12 protein-coding genes are annotated in these 17,875 nt (G+C 50.5%); 9 read left to right on the top strand and 3 right to left on the bottom strand.

The window, feature by feature from the left end:
• Positions 1-171: 171 nt before the first annotated feature.
• On the bottom strand, positions 172-2,733 hold the full coding sequence (locus AC6I7T_RS09080) for a DNA topoisomerase 3 (RefSeq protein ID WP_497793046.1): 2,562 nt from the start codon (positions 2,731-2,733) through the stop codon (positions 172-174).
• 80 nt (positions 2,734-2,813) lie between these two features.
• Here AC6I7T_RS09080 and AC6I7T_RS09075 point away from each other — a divergent pair, with 80 nt between their 5' ends.
• The gene (locus AC6I7T_RS09075) at positions 2,814-3,383 is read left to right on the top strand and encodes an HNH endonuclease (RefSeq protein ID WP_497793045.1); all 570 of its coding nucleotides are present in this window, start codon (positions 2,814-2,816) and stop codon (positions 3,381-3,383) included.
• Positions 3,384-3,412: 29 nt separating this feature from the next.
• Here AC6I7T_RS09075 and AC6I7T_RS09070 read toward each other — a convergent pair whose 3' ends face one another.
• Both AC6I7T_RS09070 and AC6I7T_RS09065 read right to left on the bottom strand, forming a co-directional pair.
• Positions 3,413-3,646: a hypothetical protein gene (locus tag AC6I7T_RS09070; RefSeq protein WP_497793044.1), complete on the bottom strand. Its 234-nt coding sequence runs from the start codon at positions 3,644-3,646 to the stop codon at positions 3,413-3,415.
• Between the two features lie 233 nt (positions 3,647-3,879).
• A complete protein-coding gene (locus AC6I7T_RS09065) occupies positions 3,880-4,452 on the bottom strand; it encodes a rubrerythrin family protein (protein ID WP_497793043.1) in 573 nt (190 codons plus the stop codon).
• 519 nt (positions 4,453-4,971) lie between these two features.
• Here AC6I7T_RS09065 and AC6I7T_RS09060 point away from each other — a divergent pair.
• The 8 genes from AC6I7T_RS09060 (at position 4,972) to AC6I7T_RS09025 (ending at position 17,868) form a co-directional block, all read left to right on the top strand.
• Positions 4,972-5,397 carry an organic hydroperoxide resistance protein gene (locus AC6I7T_RS09060; RefSeq protein ID WP_497793042.1) on the top strand — a complete coding sequence of 142 codons (426 nt, stop codon included), beginning with the start codon at positions 4,972-4,974 and terminating at the stop codon, positions 5,395-5,397.
• A gap of 76 nt (positions 5,398-5,473) precedes the next feature.
• Complete coding sequence (locus AC6I7T_RS09055; protein WP_497793041.1) at positions 5,474-5,974, top strand: MarR family winged helix-turn-helix transcriptional regulator; 501 nt, start codon at positions 5,474-5,476, stop codon at positions 5,972-5,974.
• Between the two features lie 423 nt (positions 5,975-6,397).
• On the top strand, positions 6,398-7,003 hold the full coding sequence (locus AC6I7T_RS09050) for an RNA polymerase sigma factor (protein ID WP_497793040.1): 606 nt from the start codon (positions 6,398-6,400) through the stop codon (positions 7,001-7,003).
• Positions 6,996-8,738, top strand: coding sequence for an anti-sigma factor family protein (locus AC6I7T_RS09045; protein ID WP_497793039.1), 1,743 nt, complete (start codon positions 6,996-6,998; stop codon positions 8,736-8,738). The genes AC6I7T_RS09050 and AC6I7T_RS09045 overlap by 8 nt, the downstream gene beginning before the upstream one ends.
• Positions 8,739-8,888: 150 nt before the next feature.
• Positions 8,889-12,083, top strand: coding sequence for a TonB-dependent receptor (locus AC6I7T_RS09040; protein WP_497793038.1), 3,195 nt, complete (start codon positions 8,889-8,891; stop codon positions 12,081-12,083).
• Between the two features lie 110 nt (positions 12,084-12,193).
• A complete protein-coding gene (locus AC6I7T_RS09035) occupies positions 12,194-14,320 on the top strand; it encodes a redoxin domain-containing protein (protein WP_497793037.1) in 2,127 nt (708 codons plus the stop codon).
• Between the two features lie 172 nt (positions 14,321-14,492).
• Complete coding sequence (locus AC6I7T_RS09030) at positions 14,493-16,439, top strand: protein-disulfide reductase DsbD family protein (RefSeq protein ID WP_497793036.1); 1,947 nt, start codon at positions 14,493-14,495, stop codon at positions 16,437-16,439.
• Between the two features lie 70 nt (positions 16,440-16,509).
• On the top strand, positions 16,510-17,868 hold the full coding sequence (locus AC6I7T_RS09025) for a M16 family metallopeptidase (RefSeq protein WP_497793035.1): 1,359 nt from the start codon (positions 16,510-16,512) through the stop codon (positions 17,866-17,868).
• The last annotated feature ends 7 nt before the right edge of the window (positions 17,869-17,875 follow it).

Here is a 17,875-nt window from a genome sequence, read left to right as displayed (position 1 = left end):
ACTACCGCGAAAAGACGCAAAGGTTCAGCTCCGAGATCTCAAGGGCTCGCCCTTTAGGCGTATTTGAGGAGAATCTATCCTCCTTCTTTTCATTTGCTTAGATTTGCTTGGCGCTTTCTGCTGCGGGTGGTATGTTTTTCTCGGTTTGGCGTATCTGTTTACATGCTTATCTTATTTGATAAAGCGTAGAGGGTTGGAAAGGCTGAACTGTTGCACAATCTCATCATGAATCTTCGTTGTGGCGACTGCCGTGAGTGCCATGATGGGAGCAGGACGAAGCTCCGGCAAGCAGTGGGCCACGAGTTGATAGTCCTGTCCGAAGTCTCGGCTTGATTGCGAGATGCGATCGGCATTGCAGATCGCGATGAGCGAGGGCTTGCGTTTCGCAAGCATCTCCGGAAAGCCAGTGATATTCAGGCGCTCTGGATCGACAAAGAAGAATTGCAGTTTCCCATGTAGATAGTCGGAGCAGATACGGCGCGAGTTCTCGCGGTCTACTCCTGCATGAATATATTCAGCTGTAAGATTTTTCTCTCGAAGCTTTTTCACGTGCTCTTCGACCGTTGGTGAGAAAGCTTCAAACACCAATGTCGTACCGCCGAGCGCAACTCCTGAGATTTGATAGCAGAGTGATTTCCCTGATCCATCAGGCAAGGCCACCAACATGTCTTTTCGTGACACTGCTGCCTTGCAAATCGCTTCCTGCTCGGCATGAAAAGCTGGAACCCCGAAAGTGTCCTTTAGGAGTTTCCGTAGTTGAGTTACGGAGGGAGCCTTTTTTGCTTTTGGCTTCGATTCCGGCTCTGTTGGTGGAGGAGTAGCGGGTTTCGCCGGGGCTCTCCTTTTACGAGGCATCTGCCGGACTCGGGTTACGACGTCGCAGACGTATTCATTGATGCCCTTCAAAAATACGTCGAGTTCCGAATCTCCCTGCTGGATACGACGAAGGAATGCCTCCCACTGACCGGTCATTGCAGGGCTTTTTACTTCCGAGTGCACAACATCGATCAGGTGAATACCCTTATCTGTGGCTTCGAGAGTCTTTCCTGTACGGACGATGTAGCCGCGCTTCAGCAAGACCTCGAAGATCCCTGCGCGGGTAGCAGGAGTTCCGAGACCGGTCTCTTTCATCGCTTCGGAGAGCTCTTTTTCTTCGAGACTTTTCCCTGCCGTTTCCATTGCCGTAAGCAAGGTCCCTTCGGTGAAGCGCTTCGGCGGCCGGGTCTTTTTCTTTTTGGCGGTGATGTCTAGAAGGCTTTGCTCTTGACCTTGAGCAAGTGTTGTCGGCAATACCTGCTCTGCTGCTTTGTCTTCATCGCTGGCCTTCGATCCCTTTTTACGATCTTCGGCGGCGAGGTCGAGGATTTTCCATCCCATCTGCTGCACAACGGTGCCCGTAGTTCGGTAGCGGTCAACGATCGCATCGTTCGTGATCGAGGTGATTACCGTGGTGACGTCCTGCAGGTGGTCGTCGTGCCACATCATAAGCAGGCGACGGCAGACAAGGTCGTAGACCTTGCGTTCCTCTTCAGAGAGGCGGACGCTATCAGGCGGAACAGCCGTAGGGATAATGGCATGGTGATCGCTGACTTTACTGTCATCAACGAAACGCTTACTAATTGGACGTTCGCCTGTTCCAGGAGCGAGCTGCTGTTTGTAGCGGCCGGCCACAACTGAGACGATCTTTGGGATAGTCGTAGCTACATCTGTCGAGAGATAGCGGCTGTCAGTTCTCGGATAGCTAAGTACCTTATGCCGTTCGTATAGAGCCTGAGCCAGATCCAACGTCTTTTGAGCACTAAAGCTGAACAGGCGATTTGCATGTCGCTGCAACTCTGTCAGGTCATAGAGCAGAGGAGGCTGCATACGCTTCGTTTCAGAAGTGAGCGACTCAATACTGGCCTGACCCGTCTTGGCTCGGGCTATGATCTCTTTTGATTCTTCTCCGTTGGCGTCGAGCCTGCTGGCATTAGCTTGAGCTTCTTTGTCGCCTTCTTGCTGGGGACGGAACCATGTTCCCTGGTAGCTGCCCGCTTTAGGATTCGCCTTCTCCCGGAAGGTGGCGATGACTTCTATATAGTCCTTGGCAACAAAGTTGCGTAAGGTCAATTCGCGCTCGACCACCATCGCCAAGGTTGGAGTTTGTACCCGGCCGACAGAGAGGTCTTCGTTATAAAGAAGCGAATAGGCACGTGACAGGTTCATTCCTACGAGCCAGTCGGCCCGACTTCTGCCACAGGCGGCGTCTGCCAGTTTGTCATATTCCACGCCTGGACGAAGGCTGTCGAAGCCTCTCCGAATGGCATCCGGTGTCAAGGATGAAATCCACAGCCTGCTGAATGGTTTGTCACTGCCGGCTGCTTCATAGATGTAGCGGAAGATGAGTTCGCCTTCTCTTCCGGCGTCAGTTGCGCATACGACTTTGGAGACGCGGGGCGAGGTCAAGATTTTCTTTACTACCTCGAACTGGTCCTTACTTCTTTCGTAAATGACCAAGGGCCACCGATCCGGCAGGAGAGGCAAGGTATCGAAGCGCCATTGCTTCCATTGGGGGTTGATTTCGTGAGGCTGTGCAAGAGAAACAAGATGTCCTAATGCCCAGGTGACCACGTAGCCGTTCCCTTGGAGATAACCTTCCCCCCTTTTACTCGCTCCGAGGACACGGGCGATGTCCCGTGCTACAGAAGGTTTTTCTGCCAAGATCGCAGTGGTCCCAGATTCACTTGCACTCATAACCTTTACAGTCTACGAGTTCTTGACGGCATAGCGAAACCTGTATATCCATCTGTGGGAATGAGATTTCCTCAGGTGGAATGGCGATTTCGTGTGGTAGGAAGACTATGGGCGAGGTTTACAGCTCTCGATATATTGGGGATATTGTGGAGAGGAGCCTGACCGAGTTGAGCACTCAGCGAACCATGCCGGGAGGATGGATTGACCGTTCTTCGCTGCCTAAGGGGGAGAATGGCCGGAATCTTTGCCGGTGGTGCGGGCTGGAGGTGCCTCCTCGGAGGTTTACTTTCTGTTCGGAATACTGCGTCCATGAATGGCGTTTGCGCACCGATCCAGGGTATCTGCGAGAGCAGGTTTTTCTTCGGGATAAGGGCCTTTGCGCCGTCTGCCAGACGGATACTGTAGCGGCGACCCGGTCTCTTAGACGGTCCCGCGGTTCGAGGCGGGTTGAACTGCTGGCTTACTGGGGATTGAGGAGGATCTCGCGGCGCACACTGTGGGATGCCGATCACGTTATTCCCGTGGCCGAGGGTGGTGGCGAGTGCGATTTGGAGAACATCCGGACCCTTTGCTTGCGTTGTCATCGGATTTCCACAGATGAACTTCGCACTCGCTTGAAGATGCGACGTCAATCTCTTCTGGAGAAATAGATCTTATTCCTTTCACTCCGAGAGATTTGTCAGCTTGCGCGCCTCTCCTCGAAAGCTTGCCTTTTTTGTTCGGCTAGCAAATCTGCAAGCGCTCGTTTCCCAGCCTCTTCGGCGTCAGCTCTTGTGGGTGCCTTTCCGGAAGAGAGTAACTGCTCCACTGGGCGGACCCGGTACATGTTGTATCGCCAGCCAGTGTTTACTTGCGTTGCCGGATCGAGAATCCTTTCGATCTCATAGGCATAGTTGTCTTCGTAAATACGCATAATTGAAGATTCCTCAACACATTCGACGTTCGACAACGCAGAATGATGCATGATCTATATCCACTTTTATTGTTTGAGAATCTGCCTGAGCGAGGGGCCTGACAATAAGAGGAGAGGGAAGTATAGAGAATGACCGATCTTCTTGGGGGGATGGAATAGGGAGAGGAGGCTCCGGTGACGCTTGTTGGGGCCCAGAGGATACTTTTTGAGCCCCAAACAGCTTTATGGATCAATTAGCGAATTGTTTCGAACTTCTCCCACGGACAATTGCAGACCGGGCAGCGCTCGGCTTCCGGCTTTTCCGAGGTATAACCGCAAACCGGGCAGACATAGAAATCACGCGCGGTGCTGATCCAGGAGTCCTTCTTATTGGTCTCCACTAATGCAATCGCTTCGCTATAGAGGCGGGCATGGGTTTTTTCGGCCTCGAGTGCGCCGTGAAAGGTGCGAATGGCCGCCGTATTTTTGCGAGCCTCTGCCTCCTCCAGAAACCCCGGGTACATCGAATCGATTTCGTACTGCTCGCCACCAAGAGCAACCTTCAGGTTCTCAAGCGTGGTCTTGATCTCAGCATTATGGATCTCAGCTTTTGCTTCGCCGCCTAGCATTTTGATCACGCGAGCATGATTATTGGCGTGAATTTGTTCGGCGCGTGCTGCGGCGCGGAAAAGGCTGGCTACTCCGTGCAGACCATCGGCATCTGCCTTGACCGCAAAAGCGGAGTACTTGGCATGTGCGTTGGACTCACCTTCATAAGCGGCTAAGAGGTTTTTTACCGTTGTTTCGTTTTCTGCTGCTACTGGCATTCATTTCCTCCGAATTCAGCGATTGAAGACTACAAGCGTCCGGCCAGGAATGCGGTGATCCAGACTACAAATCGAAACTCCTTCTCTGTGGACCGGAAGCCTTCCCAGGAGGTCGTAAAAGAAATAAAAATAATTTTGTTGCATCCAATTAAATTGTGTACAATCTATTTCAGTGAAGGACGACAGGTGACACGGAATAGGTTAAAGACGATGGCAGCTCCCCTTCCCCAACTTCCCCTGGGTGCCGTGGTCTTGACTGCTGGACTGTTGAGCGAGCACCGAAATATCGGGCTGAATATCACGCAGCAGTTTCCTATTCCGGCTCCAGAAGTTTCTTCAAGGGGTGGGCCAAGCCCGTTCTCTTGAGGTGATGAAAACGGCTGCGGGAGAGATCGTGCAGCTAAAACATAGACCCTGTAGTGCTGGCCAGCTTTTATCGTTCGACCGATTCCCCCGGCGAAAGACGAGCGACCGCCGAGAAGTAACAGAATTGTTGTTGAAAGAGAAAGGAATCGAATTATGCCAGTAAATGTTCTCTACACCACAAGTGCAACCGCAACCGGAGGCCGCGATGGTCAGGCCGCAACTGCTGATGGAAGCTTGTCCGTTAAGCTCTCAACTCCGAAGGAACTGGGCGGTGCAGGTGGTCCGGGAAACAATCCTGAGCAGCTGTTCGCCGCAGGTTATTCTGCCTGCTTCCTTGGTGCGATGAAGTTTGTTGCCTCGCAGGGTGGCCCGAAGGTTCCGGCTGATACAAAGGTGACCGCAACTGTCGGGATCGGTCCTCGCTCCGAGGGCGGTTTTGGAATCGACGTTGAGTTGCAGATCTCCCTGCCTGGCTTGGAGAAAGCTGCTGCAGAGGCTCTGGTTGAGAAGGCTCACCAGGTTTGCCCCTACTCCAATGCGACACGCAACAATGTTCCCGTAAGATTAAAGGTTGTCTAGTCTCTCAAAGGCTAGATCGGAAGCAGGGGAAGGGCTCTCGACACCCTCCCCCTGTTCTTTCCCTGGAGGTCAAAGAATGCAAGGAAAAGCAAAGCAAGTGTTGAGTTCGTTCCCCACGGACCTGAACACGCTCTCATTGAGCAATCAGCTTTGCTTTGCCCTGTATTCGTCGTCGTTGGAGATGACGAAGCTTTATCGGCCGTTGCTGGAGCCACTAAACCTCACCTATCCGCAGTACTTAGTGATGATGGTTTTGTGGGAGTACAACGGAATCCCCGTTAAAGAACTAGGCTCCCAGCTTCACCTCGATTCCGGAACGCTTACCCCGCTACTGAAGCGTCTTGAAAAGATCGAATACATTACCCGTGCTCGCAACCCAAGAGACGAGAGAGAAGTAATCGTCACCCTTACAAAACAAGGAAAAGAGCTGGAACAGAAGGCACTCCAAGTACCCATAGGTGTCGCTTGTGCTCTAGGGTTGGAGTTCGATGAATTCTCCGTTCTTTTGAAACAAGTGAAAGAAGCTCGGGAACGAATCCGCGAATACAGAGAGACACATTTTCACAATCTCAAATGACCAGCGGGTGAGGGAAGTGAGTTCTCCCCCAGCGGCCAGGAATAAGTCTCTAGGGATCTGCCCGCCAGGCAATCGATAACTTTTGTAGCCTGGAAAGTTCTCCCAAAATCCTGCTTGGAATTCCCCCTTCCGAAATTCCGTGTATCCATCAAAATCGGTATGTAATTTGCTGCCCGGCCCCTGTCTCGCATGGTACGAAATGAATTTTCATTCATTGAAACAGCCGGTCTCGAGGGTAAAGTAACAATCACCGGAGCCCAATCAAATGCTGGTCCTGTGATCGAGACAGAGTCTTTCGATGTTTTTCAGAAAATTTGTGTACTTCCCCTGTAAAAATTCACGCTTCGATTGTCTCTAGGGTATACGGACAAACTCAGTTTCCTTGGCGCTGTAACAGAACGGGCCTGAGGTGGAGTGTACTCGATGGATTTAGCCATCTCCCTGGTGGCGAGAACGAGAGATGAAGACAACCATAGACACAACTATGGAACTGATTCGCGCGTTCGAAAAAACTCCAGCGGGTCGAGCCAAAAATCCGAAATCATTCAGCTCTACGACGAACTTCGTCCGTCACTATTTCAGTATCTGATTTGTCTGGGCCTCTCTCCGCAAAGTGCAGACGATGTAGTTCAAGAGACATTTTTGAGTCTATGCAAACAGATACAAATGGGGAACAAGCCTGATAAGCCACGCAGCTGGCTCTTTCGTGTTGCCCATAACTTCTCGCTGAACCTGCAGAAAAGGGAGAGCCGATTAGTTGCCGAAGCGGATCTTCCGGAAAGCTCCTCCGTAGTACATCAGGCCGATATCAACGGCACGCCGGAGGATTCTCTTTTGCGGATCGAGCAACAACTAAGGCTGAAGAAAGCAATGGCGAAGCTTACAGACCAACAACGTCATTGCCTGCATTTGCGAGCCGAGGGGCTTCGCTATCGGGAGATAGCAGAGGCTTTGGGGATCAGTGTTTCTCGCGTGCCCCAGCTATTAGAGCGTGCTATGGCCCATCTCATGGATGAGTTATATGAGTAAACTCTGGGAACGGATCTTCTGTACCAATCGTCGTCATCTGGACGATGAGACTCTGATTTGCTGGCTTGATGGTGAATTGTCTTCAAGTCAGAGTAAGAAGGTACAGCATCATATCGAGGGCTGTTGGACTTGTCGGGCCAAGCGTGATCGTCTTGAGCACACGATCGTGCGCTTCGTAGGCTATCGCCAGCAAGTGCTAGCTCCTTTTCTTCCACCTCCGGCACAGAGGAGAGGTCAGTTTCTCACAAAGCTCGATGAGATCTTTGTGGAACCTCAACCTGCCAGGTGGTCTTTACCTGTCGATACCCTTCGTCAATCGGTCATTCCTTTTATGCAACCCATTCTTGCATCGGTTCTGATTGTTGGCATTGCCACATTCCTTCTTGTAATGATCTGGCGCAATCCTGAAAAGGAGATCTCCTCCGGAGAATTTCTAGAGAATTTGCAATTAGCTTCAGCAGGAACGAAGAGTCATTCCGGAGTGATTTATCAGAAAATTGAAATCAAGAGCAAAGCTGCGATAGTCGAGAGATCTATCTATCGTGATAGTTCCAGGACAAGAAAGGCTTTGGTTCACGAACTCCCCAGTGAGCAACGAATTATCAAAAAGAAACTAGAGACAGCAGGCATTGACTGGCAGGAGCCTCTTTCTGTAGATAGTTTTGTCAGCTGGCATCGACAACTAGCCAATAAAAAAGACGAAGTAACTCGTTCCGGTCGAGAGTTGCTGACACTTACCATCAAAACGTCGGAAAGTAGCATTAGTGAGCAATCTCTTACAGTCCGTAGATCCGATTTCCATCCTCTAAATCGGCGAATCGTTTTTCGCGATTCGGAAACCGTGGAAATTGCCGAACTCACCTATGATGTTTTGCCCTGGGCAGCGGTGAATACTTCAGCATTATTCGAACCCTTGCCTGCTGCTGTCTCTGATGTTCCTTTACACGTGATTCCGTTACCTTCGGTGCCTCGGCCCGAAGAGTTGGATGCTGCGGAATTGAATGTCCGGCTAGCGCTAAACCGTCTACATGCTGATGCAGGTGAGGACATTCACGTCGATATGGGGAGAAGCGCGGTTCGTGTTTCAGGTGTTGTCGATACCGACAAACGTAAACGCGACATTGAGACTGAATTACGTGGCCTAGCTTGGGTGAAGCCACAAATTCAGAGCTTTGAACAGTTATCTAGAGAGCATGCCTCCCGGCAGACCGGAACCACTTCCTTTCAGGCGATTGCGATTGCCGCGGATAGTTCTCCTCTGGAGAAATTCTTGAAGGAGCGGTCAGTGTCTCCAGCGAATGGAGTGGCCCTCAGCCGGACCTTGATCGACAGATCGTTAGCAATTCGTCAGCGTTTACAAGCTTTAGAGGATCTGGAGCGTAAATTCTCCCCCGAACGGAGAGAGAGGATGGAGGAGCAGGATCGCATCCGCCTGGCTCTTTTGATTGAGGGTCAGGTGGACGATATCGTGCAGCAAATTGAGGCGGAGAGAAATGCGCTATCTCCGTATCTCTCGCCTGACTCTATGTCCTCGCTCAATGAGCTGTCGGGCGGGGACGATCTACGAAAATCCGCGCAGCTTAACCTCAAACTCTGTCAAGAGTTGGTTACTGCAAGCGACACCGAAACACGTTCCGGATCGCAACTCATCGATGATCTGGCTGGTGTTGTAGCAACGATGCGAAATGCGGCGCAAAAGAAAAAAAGGTTAGTTGGTAGGTTGTTAGAACACTAAAGGAATCCGGCGGTAGATGCGCCAGTTCCATCAAGGTGTACACAGGGTTCCTCGTTAAAACATATTTGCAGTTCAGCAAAGTTGAGCAAGTCACCATAATGCTGGCACTGCTCTGGATACATACCTAAATCACTTCCAAAAAGGATGGCCATGACATATAAGTCGTTTAGGGTTGTAGTCTTTCTTCTTCTGTTTCTCTCGTTCCCTATACGGGGATTTTCCCAGTCTGCGGAGTTGAGCGGAACAGTTACTGATCCTTCAGGTGCAGCTGTTTCCAGTGCCAAGGTCCGGCTCATTGAGCAAACCACTCTCCTGGAGCGGGCCGCCACAACCAATGCTCAGGGTACGTTCATATTTCCCTTTGCAAAAGCCGGACAATACGAGCTTATTATCGAGGCTCCAGGCTTCTCGACGGAAATGATTCAGTCTCTTAAACTAGACGGCGCTGCCAGATCGGCCATCGCTGTTCATCTCAAGGTCGGCGGAGAGAGTCAGGAAGTACGAGTTGATGGCAATGACCTGCTAATCAACACTGATATCTCGTGCAAGACGGTAGTGGATCAGAAATTTGTCGAAAATATGCCGCTGAATGGGCGTAGCTTTCAGCAGTTGATTGCAATCACACCGGGAGTTGTTCGAACTGGTGGCGATGGTCAGTTTAGCTTTAATGGTCAGCGTGATAATACAAACTACTACACAGTTGATGGCATATCTGCGAATACCGGCATTGAACTGAATTCGGTGAGCGGATTGGGACAGAGAGCTGGTGGCCAGGTCGCGGGGTTAAGTGCTATAAGTACCACTTCCAGCATCCTCTCCATCGACGCGATGGAAGAGATTACCATACAAAGTTCAACTTACGCGCCGGAATTTGGCCGTTCGCCCGGTGGCCAAGTACAGATAACAAGCCGCTCGGGAACGAATATGTTCCACGGAACTGGCTTTAACTACTTTCGCAATGAAGCATTGGATGCCATGAGTTCCTATACGAAGTGGCAGAATGCAATGATGAAGGCCGGTTATCGAAAACCTGCTATTCGTCAAAACAATTTCGGCGGCACTCTAGGCGGTCCCATTTGGCTCCCGAAGATCTATGACGGCAGGAAGAAGAGTTTCTTCTTCTTCTCCTATGAGGGGCTTCGGTTACGTCAACCGAATGCGAATTACTGGGATACGCCGCCGGCATCTGTTCGCAATGGGGCAAGCGGAATCGCCTCCTCGATTTTGCCTTATATCAAGATCACGCCGATAGCAAATGGCGTTGATCTCTACGGTGTCCCTGCCTTTTTCGGCTCGTTCTCCAATCCGAGTGCCACCGATGCGACAAGTGTGAGACTAGACCATCATGTGACGGAACGTCTGTCTTTCTTTGTCCGCTATGCATCGGCTCCTTCTTGGGCGACAACGAGATCGCTCAATCAGGTGAGCGAGAATCACTACGACAACAACCTGGTAACTGTTGGGTCGACCTGGACTCTGAACAATCATATAGCGAATGAGCTTCGTGCAAACTGGGCCAAGAACAGTGGTAGGTCGTATTACTACCTCGACACGTATGCAGGTGGCAGTATTCCTGACTCAACAATGTTGAGTCAGATGTTTCCCTCGCAGTATGGCGCCAGTTCCAGCAATTCAGTTTTTGTCTTCGGCTCCTATGCCAGTACCTGGTATTCGTCTTGGGAGCTAGGGAATTCTGTAGCCAATACCCAACGCCAGATCAACGTAATGGACAACCTCTCTTGGAATAAGGGTGCACATAATTTCAAATTTGGCGTCGATTGGAGATTCCTATATCCGATTGCATCGCCTACAGTTTATAGCGCCAATATTGCGTTCTACACACTAGATGGCTTAGCAACGGCTACACCGGACGTTGCACAGGTGCAGAGCCGGGATACCGTTGTAGTGCATCTTCACAATCTTTCTCTTTACGCTCAAGACGATTGGAAAATTACACCGAGATTCTCGCTCGAATATGGCCTGCGCTGGGACTACAACCCCCCGCCCTCTGGAGCTCATGGCCAATCTCTGTATGTAGTGTCCAATCCCACAGATCCTGCAAACGCGCTTCTGGCACCGGCAGGGACGAGTCTCTATCCTACGAATAAACACGCGTTTGCTCCCCGATTAGGAGCTTCCTATGTTGTGGGGAGTAATCCGTCCTCCGAGACCGTAATACATGGTGGTTTCGGTCTCTTCTGGGATACCAACAATGACACTGCTATGGGGGCAACCTCCTTCTTCCCCCATGATCGCTATGGTGTCTTGATGAACCAGCCCTGGCCAGCGAATCCGATCCCTCCAGTTCCCGCTGTGGATTTTAAGCCCCCATATTCAAGCCAATCGATCCTGGCCTTCAACCCAGGATTTACACTCCCACTTGTTTCTCAGTGGAACATTAGTGTCGATCAGGCAATCGGAAAGTCGCAGACCTTGGCATTGGCCTATGTTGGATCGACGGGTAAAGATCTGACGAGATTTTCTCAATATGACGGTTCCTCGTACCGTAACCGCTTTCTGAATATGGCTGTTTACTCTAGTTCAGATAGTTCATCCTTTAATTCTCTCCAGGCGAAGTTTATTCGCAGGTTCTCTCATGGATTTCAGTCCTTTGCCTCCTACACCTGGGGAAAGTCTTTCGACACCGCTTCAAGCGATACTTCTATTGCCCCGTCGCCGCGCGAGCTTAACGTGTCTCGTGAGCGAGGCTTGTCCAGTTTCGACATGCGCCATAGTTTTAGTTTGAGCTTTAACTTCGATATTCCACAGGCACATACCGGGTTGGGTGGTTTGGACTATGTTGTGAAAGGTTGGTCCATGGATGGGATCTATTCGGCTCACACCGGAAATCCTGTGACAGCTACGGTCCAAATTACACGTCCGGGCATTGCGGCCACGGTCTTTCGGCCCGATGTTATGCCTGGTGTTCCACTGTGGATCAAGTCTCAAACTGCATTTGGCGGGAAGATTCTGAATGCATCTGCTTTTGATGTGGCCTTTGCTACCAATAACAGTGGACGTCTGCAAGGAAACGAGCGGCGTGGGTTTATCACTGGTCTTGGACTAAGCGAACTTGACTTTACTTTGCGACGCCAATTTCAGTTAACAGATCGGCTGGGATTACAGTTTCGGGCAGATGCTTTCAATCTTCCCAATCAAGTGAACTATAAAGATCCCAATTCTTCCCTCGGTTATATTTCCACATCCGGGAAGTTCACACCGGCTTCGGGGTCCAGTAAGTTTGGTCTTCTCCCTGGCATTATCGGTGGCTCGTCAAAGGGGGGCGGCTTCTACGGAGTAGGCAATCCTCGCAGTATGCAACTCGCGATGAAATTACAGTTCTAGCCTGCAATGATCGGGCCAAATGGCGAGCCTACAGCTTTGCTATTTGGCCTTTCCTCGGTGATAGACAGCAACCGGGTTACAATCCTCATTTTCGATAAGGCAGATAAAGAATGAAGTGTCGTGTACCAAAGCTTTCTTCTGTTGTGTTTCTCTCCCTGTTTAGTGCGGCCCCATTGCTTTCGGCACAGTCCACCTCGTCAGGTGCCGACCTTGAGCGTGTTCGGCATCTCTACTACAACGTTGAGTTCTACTCTGCGGCATCTGAAGCTGAAGAATTGGTCAAGAGCCAGCCTGACGATGTGGTTGCGAAAGGCTGGTTGGCAGCTTTGGGCTCGCGTTCAAAGGTGCAAAAGATGCTTCCCGAACTCAAGAAAAAGGATACCGATAGTTCTTGGTCGATGCTTGCTCGGGCCGCGCTCGCTTCAGGATGGGAGAGAAGAGAACTTTGCAATAAGGCAATTGAGCGGTCGCCTGATGATGTCGATGTCTTATCGCTTGCGACTTATCGAATGGCTCAGGTAATAAATCTGGCAGAAAATCCTACTCAGTCCAAAGCCTTCCAGTCGGAATTAGTGTTGTTTCTTAAGGAGCATCAGGAAAGCTACGAAAAGTCTGCTCATGGATTGGCCGCATTGGCCGAGGCCAAGCAATCGCTCGGATTGGCTACCCACGACCGTTCCATCGAAGACGAAGCCATTGCAATTGCCAATAGAGCGCTTGTGCTGGATAAATCCAATGTTCAGGCGATATTGGTGAAAAGCTATCTGCTATCAACTTCACAGAGGAAATCGGAAGCATGGGAGCTGTTGAAAAATACTGCTTCGCTGGTTCCGGATTCTTTTGAAGTGCAGAGATCGTATATCAGATTGTTACTTGAACAACCGGGCAAAAGCCAGGATGAGAAGATTCGGGAGATCACAGCTGTTACCGATCGTTATTTTGCATCGCCTCTTGCGAACAAGCATGAAGTTTCTGCGCTGTTAAGCCTGCTGCATGGTGTTTCTGCTCAGGTAGAAAATGCAGTCGGAGAGGAAATCCTGAAAAAGTTTCCTGAAAGCAAGTTTGCAGAAGCTGTTGAATATTTCCGCGCGACGGAAGATCGTCCTTCTGCGATTGCGGAGAAGAACGATGCTCCCAAGATCGAAGCTCTCGAGGCATTTCTTTCTAAACCTAAGCACGTTGATTCAGATCTGGCAAAAGAGGCGCATAGCAGCTTGATCAGCTATCTCAGCACTCAAGAGAAGCCAGATATTGATCGCCTATACCGGGAGGTTCAAGCTTTTCCCGCTGAATCCGCAAATGCCGTGGAGGTGCTTGCTGACCACAAGGTACATCTCGATGAGCTAGAGAGGATTGCTCAAGGGGAACTTGATAAGCAGTGGAAGCTTCTGGCCGACCGTATGGAGGATCAAGTCGATAAGCAGGGGTTCACTGGTTTTTCGGAAGCAACATTCGTTGCGCCATGGCTTAATGCCCTAGGCTGGATCTACTATCAGTCGGGGAAGATGGATTATGCAGAAGAGAAGTTGCGTACAGCAATTGCTCTTTCGCCAAAAGGGCTGAATAGCAACCTTCATCTTGCTCGAGTTCTGGAAGCGGAGGGCAAGCTTTCAGATGCTGAAGCTCTCTTCCAATCTGCCGTTACTCTTCCGGTCTACGAGGCTGGAGAGCATCCCGCCATCAAGGCTCTGCAGGAGTTCTATCTCCGTGGTCATGGGAATAACCCACAAGGGCTGGATGCCTACATGAAGCCGATTCTGGATAAGGATCGCGAGCGTAGGAAGAAAGAAATCCTGCAAACTCGCGCGAGAAAACCGCAGGAGATGCCTGCATTTTCCTTGACAGCATTGGACGGGAAACCAGTAGCTTCGAGCAGTTTAAAGGGGAAAATCCTGGTTATTAATTTCTGGGCGACATGGTGTGGGCCTTGCCGTAAAGAATTGCCGGATTTTCAAAAGCTCTATGAAAAGTATAAGAACGACCCTTCGATAGCCATCCTGTCAGTTGCGACAGATGACGCTACTACCCCGAAGAGTACGATCGACACTTTTATCTCGGCTCGCAAGTACGATTTTCCTGTTTTGCTCGGTCCTGATTACGCGAATCGAAATTCGATTACTCCCATTCCTATGACCTGGTTTGTCGATGCCGATGGAAACCGTGATTTCGAAAAGATGGGATTTAGTAAGGAACTTGTCGAAGAATTTTCATGGAGAATCGAGGCTCTACGGAACTGAAGAGCTGCGACCGCTATTGCAGAAGTATTCCACCAAAGAATGACTGCATAGCATGGTCTTTAGTTGCGCCCCGGTTTCGAAAATAGCGATCCGGAGCGCTTTCTGTCTTATGCTGGGAATTTATTGCGTTTCTTTTTTTGATACAGCTCGATCTACTGCAAAAGGGTTACTCATGTCGCGACGTTTGTTCTGTGTTGTTGTTCTTTTGATGGCTGCGTTGTCTGTATCTGCACAGACTCCGGAAGAAATTATGCCTTGGCAGGCTAAAGCTGTTCCGGGCGAGGTTAGTGCAGGGAAGAGCCTAATCATAGAATTGCGAGCTGATATACGGGCAGGTTGGCATAGCTATTCCATCACCCAGGGGCCAGGTGGGCCCACGCGGATGAACTTGGCCTTAGCTGCTAACCAGCCATTTTCATTGGGTGGGCAGATTCAGGCGCCCAAACCTCTGTCGTCATACGATCAGAACTTTGAGATGCAGACTGAGACTTATACAGGAAGTCTCCGCTTTGGTCTGCCTATCAAAGTAGCCAGCAATGCTCCGGCTGGAAAGCAGCAGATTGGTGTCGATGTAGCCTTCCAGGTTTGTAACGAAAGTACGTGCCTACCGCCTAAGAAATTACACCTGATGGTGCCGGTGACGATTCTTGCAACAGGTGCAGCTACAGCGGTAGCGGTTCCGGGCAGTTCTCCTTCGGTTCCCAACTCTGAACTCATAAAGAAAGCTGAAACGTCACAATCGATTCCAGTAGCACAGAATACGCTGTCTCAGGCTGTTCCTCCTGTTGCTCCACAGGGAGAGGTGGAGCATCGATCTCTGGTCTCGTTCTTATGGTTCGCGATGGGGATGGGGGCTCTCTCACTCTTGACGCCCTGCGTCTTTCCCATGATTCCGATCACGGTCAGCTACTTTACGAATCATGCTTCCAGAAGCCGTGGCGCTGCTATTCGAGATGCGTTTATATATAGTCTCGGAATCATCTTGACCTTTACTCTGTTAGGTCTGGCCCTGGCGCTTATGTTTGGAGCAGGGGGCGTAAACCGGCTTGCTGCAAATCCATGGGTGAATCTTCTTATTACTGCTATCTTTCTGGGGTTTGCCTTCAGCCTATTCGGTCTTTATTTCCTGCAGGTGCCCCCTGGCTTGGTAGCCCAAATAGATGGATTTTCCAGGGGAAAACAGGCGGGACGGATTGCGGGCACGCTGGCCATGGGGCTGACCTTCACTCTCACTTCGTTTACCTGTACCGCACCCTTTGTTGGAACTTTGTTGGTGATGGCTTCGCAAGGAAGCTGGAAATGGCCATTGCTAGGCATGTTGGCCTTCTCTTCCATCTTTGCCTTGCCGTTCTTTTTGCTGGCACTTGCGCCGCAATTACTATCGAATCTGCCCAAGTCGGGAAACTGGCTGAATTCCGTGAAGGTTGTGATGGGCTTTCTGGAAATAGCTGCTGCAATGAAGTTTCTATCGAATGCAGATCTCATCTGGCATTGGGGCCTTTTCACCAGAATGACGGTTTTGTCTGTCTGGATAGCTATCGGATTGATGACCGGATATTACTTGCTTGGCCGTTTCCGGCTTGGGCATGAGACTGCTGACGAGGCTGTTTCAGGTATCAGAGTCATGATGGCCATTTTCTTTCTCTCTATTGCTATTTGGTTGACTACCGGCCTCCTGGGTCATCCGATGGGAGAGTTGGAAGCCTTTCTCCCGCAGTCAATGGAGCATCCGGCATCTTCTGGCAACTCCCCGGTCTCGGAGTTGGACTGGATAGAGAACAACTATCGATCTGCTCTCGATAGGGCGAAGGAAGCGGGAAAGCCTGTCTTCATTGATTTCACGGGGTATACTTGCACCAACTGCCGTTGGATGGAGGCGAATATGTTTCCCCGTCCGGCGGTAAAAGACAAACTAAACGCCTTTGTCCGCGTTCGTCTATATACAGATGGAGATGGTTCCCTCTATGAAGAGCAGCAGAAATTGGAGAAGGAACAGTTTGGCACCATAGCCCTTCCGCTATATGTCATCGTGACACCGGGTGGGAAAACGGTCGCCACTTATTCGGGTCTGACTCGCAATGAGCAGGAGTTTCTACGTTTCCTTGCTTCTGCCAGTTAGTGTCCGGCTCTTGAGGTTCGGGCGCAAAGCTAATATCACCTTTGTATTTGGTGGGGAAAGATAAAGATAGATGATGAAAGCACCCTTGCGGTTCCTTGCATCTTGTGTATTGCTGGCATCACCCATGCTTGTGGTTGCCGGAGAGTCTTCTAAGAGTACTCCTATTCAAGATGTCAAACTGAGCAATGGCCTTCGAGTCATTCTGGTTGAAGACCATAGTGCGCCGGTCTATGCCATTGCCGTGACCTACAATGTCGGCTCCCGCGATGAACGGAAGGGACGCACCGGTTTTGCTCATCTGTTTGAGCACATGATGTTCCAGGGCTCGCAGAACATCGCGAAAGGCGAACACATGACGCTGGTGGAAGAAAATGGCGGCGGCATGAATGGGACTACTTCGGAGGATCGTACCAATTACTTCGAAGAGCTTCCTGCGAATCAGTTGGATCTGGGATTATTCCTGGAGTCGGATCGAATGCGCTCTTTGGCTGTAACTCAAGCCAATCTGGATAACCAACGTAATGCCGTTCAGGAAGAACGCCGCATGCGTATGGACAACCAGCCATATGGAAAAACCTTCGAAGCGCTACAGAATTTGGTTTACGACAACTTTGCATACAAGCACTCGACAATCGGATCGATGGAGGATTTGAATGCAGCCTCCGTTGCCGATGTGCAGGAATTCTTTAAAACCTATTACGCTCCGAATAACGCCGTTTTGTCCCTCGTAGGTGACTTTGACTCCAAAGTTGCAATCGAGAAGGTGAAGAAGTATTTCGGAGACATTCCTTCCCATACACCACCGCCACCTGTAGATGTAACCGAGCCCAAGCAGACGGCGGAGAGACGCCTGATCATCACTGACAATTTCGCACAGCTGCCGATGATGAATATTGCGTACAAGACTACGCAAAGCAATACCAAGGACTTCTATGCTCTAGATGTCCTTTTCACCTTGCTGGTCGATGGACAATCTTCACGTTTGTATCAGAAGTTAGTTAAAGAGCAGTCTTTGGCCGTGCAAGTGGGCGGCGGAATTGATGAGTCACGCGGTACCGACATGGCCGAGGTCCAGGTTATTACTCGTCCGGGAGTCGATCTGAGCAAGATTGAAGCGGTGGTTTACGACGAGATTGCGAAGATGCAGAAGGAGCCTCCAGCCGATTGGGAAATGACTAAGATTCTGAATCAGGTCAAGATGCAGCATATCAATGCCAATACCTCGGCTTTGCGTCGTGCCGTTCAGATCTCGCAAGATACGGTCTATTACAACGACCCCAATCACATTAATACCGTAGACGCTCAGTACGCGGCTATAACGAAGGACGACGTATTGCGGGTTGCCAAGCAGTATTTGATTCCCACGAATCGTAGCGTCTTGATCACAATGCCGAAATCTGCTGCTGCAGCACCGGCGCAGGGAAAGTAAAAGGAGA

It is taken from the genome of Humiphilus diazotrophicus, assembly GCF_059726315.1.
This window is presented reverse-complemented; position numbering and strand designations above follow the sequence as displayed.

Excerpts from the sequence above, each read along its gene's own strand:
- AC6I7T_RS09080 (WP_497793046.1), bottom strand. The coding sequence starts at position 2,733 with ATGAGTGCAAGTGAATCTGGGACCACTGCGATCTTGGCAGAAAAACCT.
- AC6I7T_RS09075 (WP_497793045.1), top strand. The coding sequence starts at position 2,814 with ATGGCGATTTCGTGTGGTAGGAAGACTATGGGCGAGGTTTACAGCTCT.
- AC6I7T_RS09070 (WP_497793044.1), bottom strand. The coding sequence starts at position 3,646 with ATGCGTATTTACGAAGACAACTATGCCTATGAGATCGAAAGGATTCTC.
- AC6I7T_RS09065 (WP_497793043.1), bottom strand. The coding sequence starts at position 4,452 with ATGCCAGTAGCAGCAGAAAACGAAACAACGGTAAAAAACCTCTTAGCC.
- AC6I7T_RS09060 (WP_497793042.1), top strand. The coding sequence starts at position 4,972 with ATGCCAGTAAATGTTCTCTACACCACAAGTGCAACCGCAACCGGAGGC.
- AC6I7T_RS09055 (WP_497793041.1), top strand. The coding sequence starts at position 5,474 with ATGCAAGGAAAAGCAAAGCAAGTGTTGAGTTCGTTCCCCACGGACCTG.
- AC6I7T_RS09050 (WP_497793040.1), top strand. The coding sequence starts at position 6,398 with ATGGATTTAGCCATCTCCCTGGTGGCGAGAACGAGAGATGAAGACAAC.
- AC6I7T_RS09045 (WP_497793039.1), top strand. The coding sequence starts at position 6,996 with ATGAGTAAACTCTGGGAACGGATCTTCTGTACCAATCGTCGTCATCTG.
- AC6I7T_RS09040 (WP_497793038.1), top strand. The coding sequence starts at position 8,889 with ATGACATATAAGTCGTTTAGGGTTGTAGTCTTTCTTCTTCTGTTTCTC.
- AC6I7T_RS09035 (WP_497793037.1), top strand. The coding sequence starts at position 12,194 with ATGAAGTGTCGTGTACCAAAGCTTTCTTCTGTTGTGTTTCTCTCCCTG.
- AC6I7T_RS09030 (WP_497793036.1), top strand. The coding sequence starts at position 14,493 with ATGTCGCGACGTTTGTTCTGTGTTGTTGTTCTTTTGATGGCTGCGTTG.
- AC6I7T_RS09025 (WP_497793035.1), top strand. The coding sequence starts at position 16,510 with ATGATGAAAGCACCCTTGCGGTTCCTTGCATCTTGTGTATTGCTGGCA.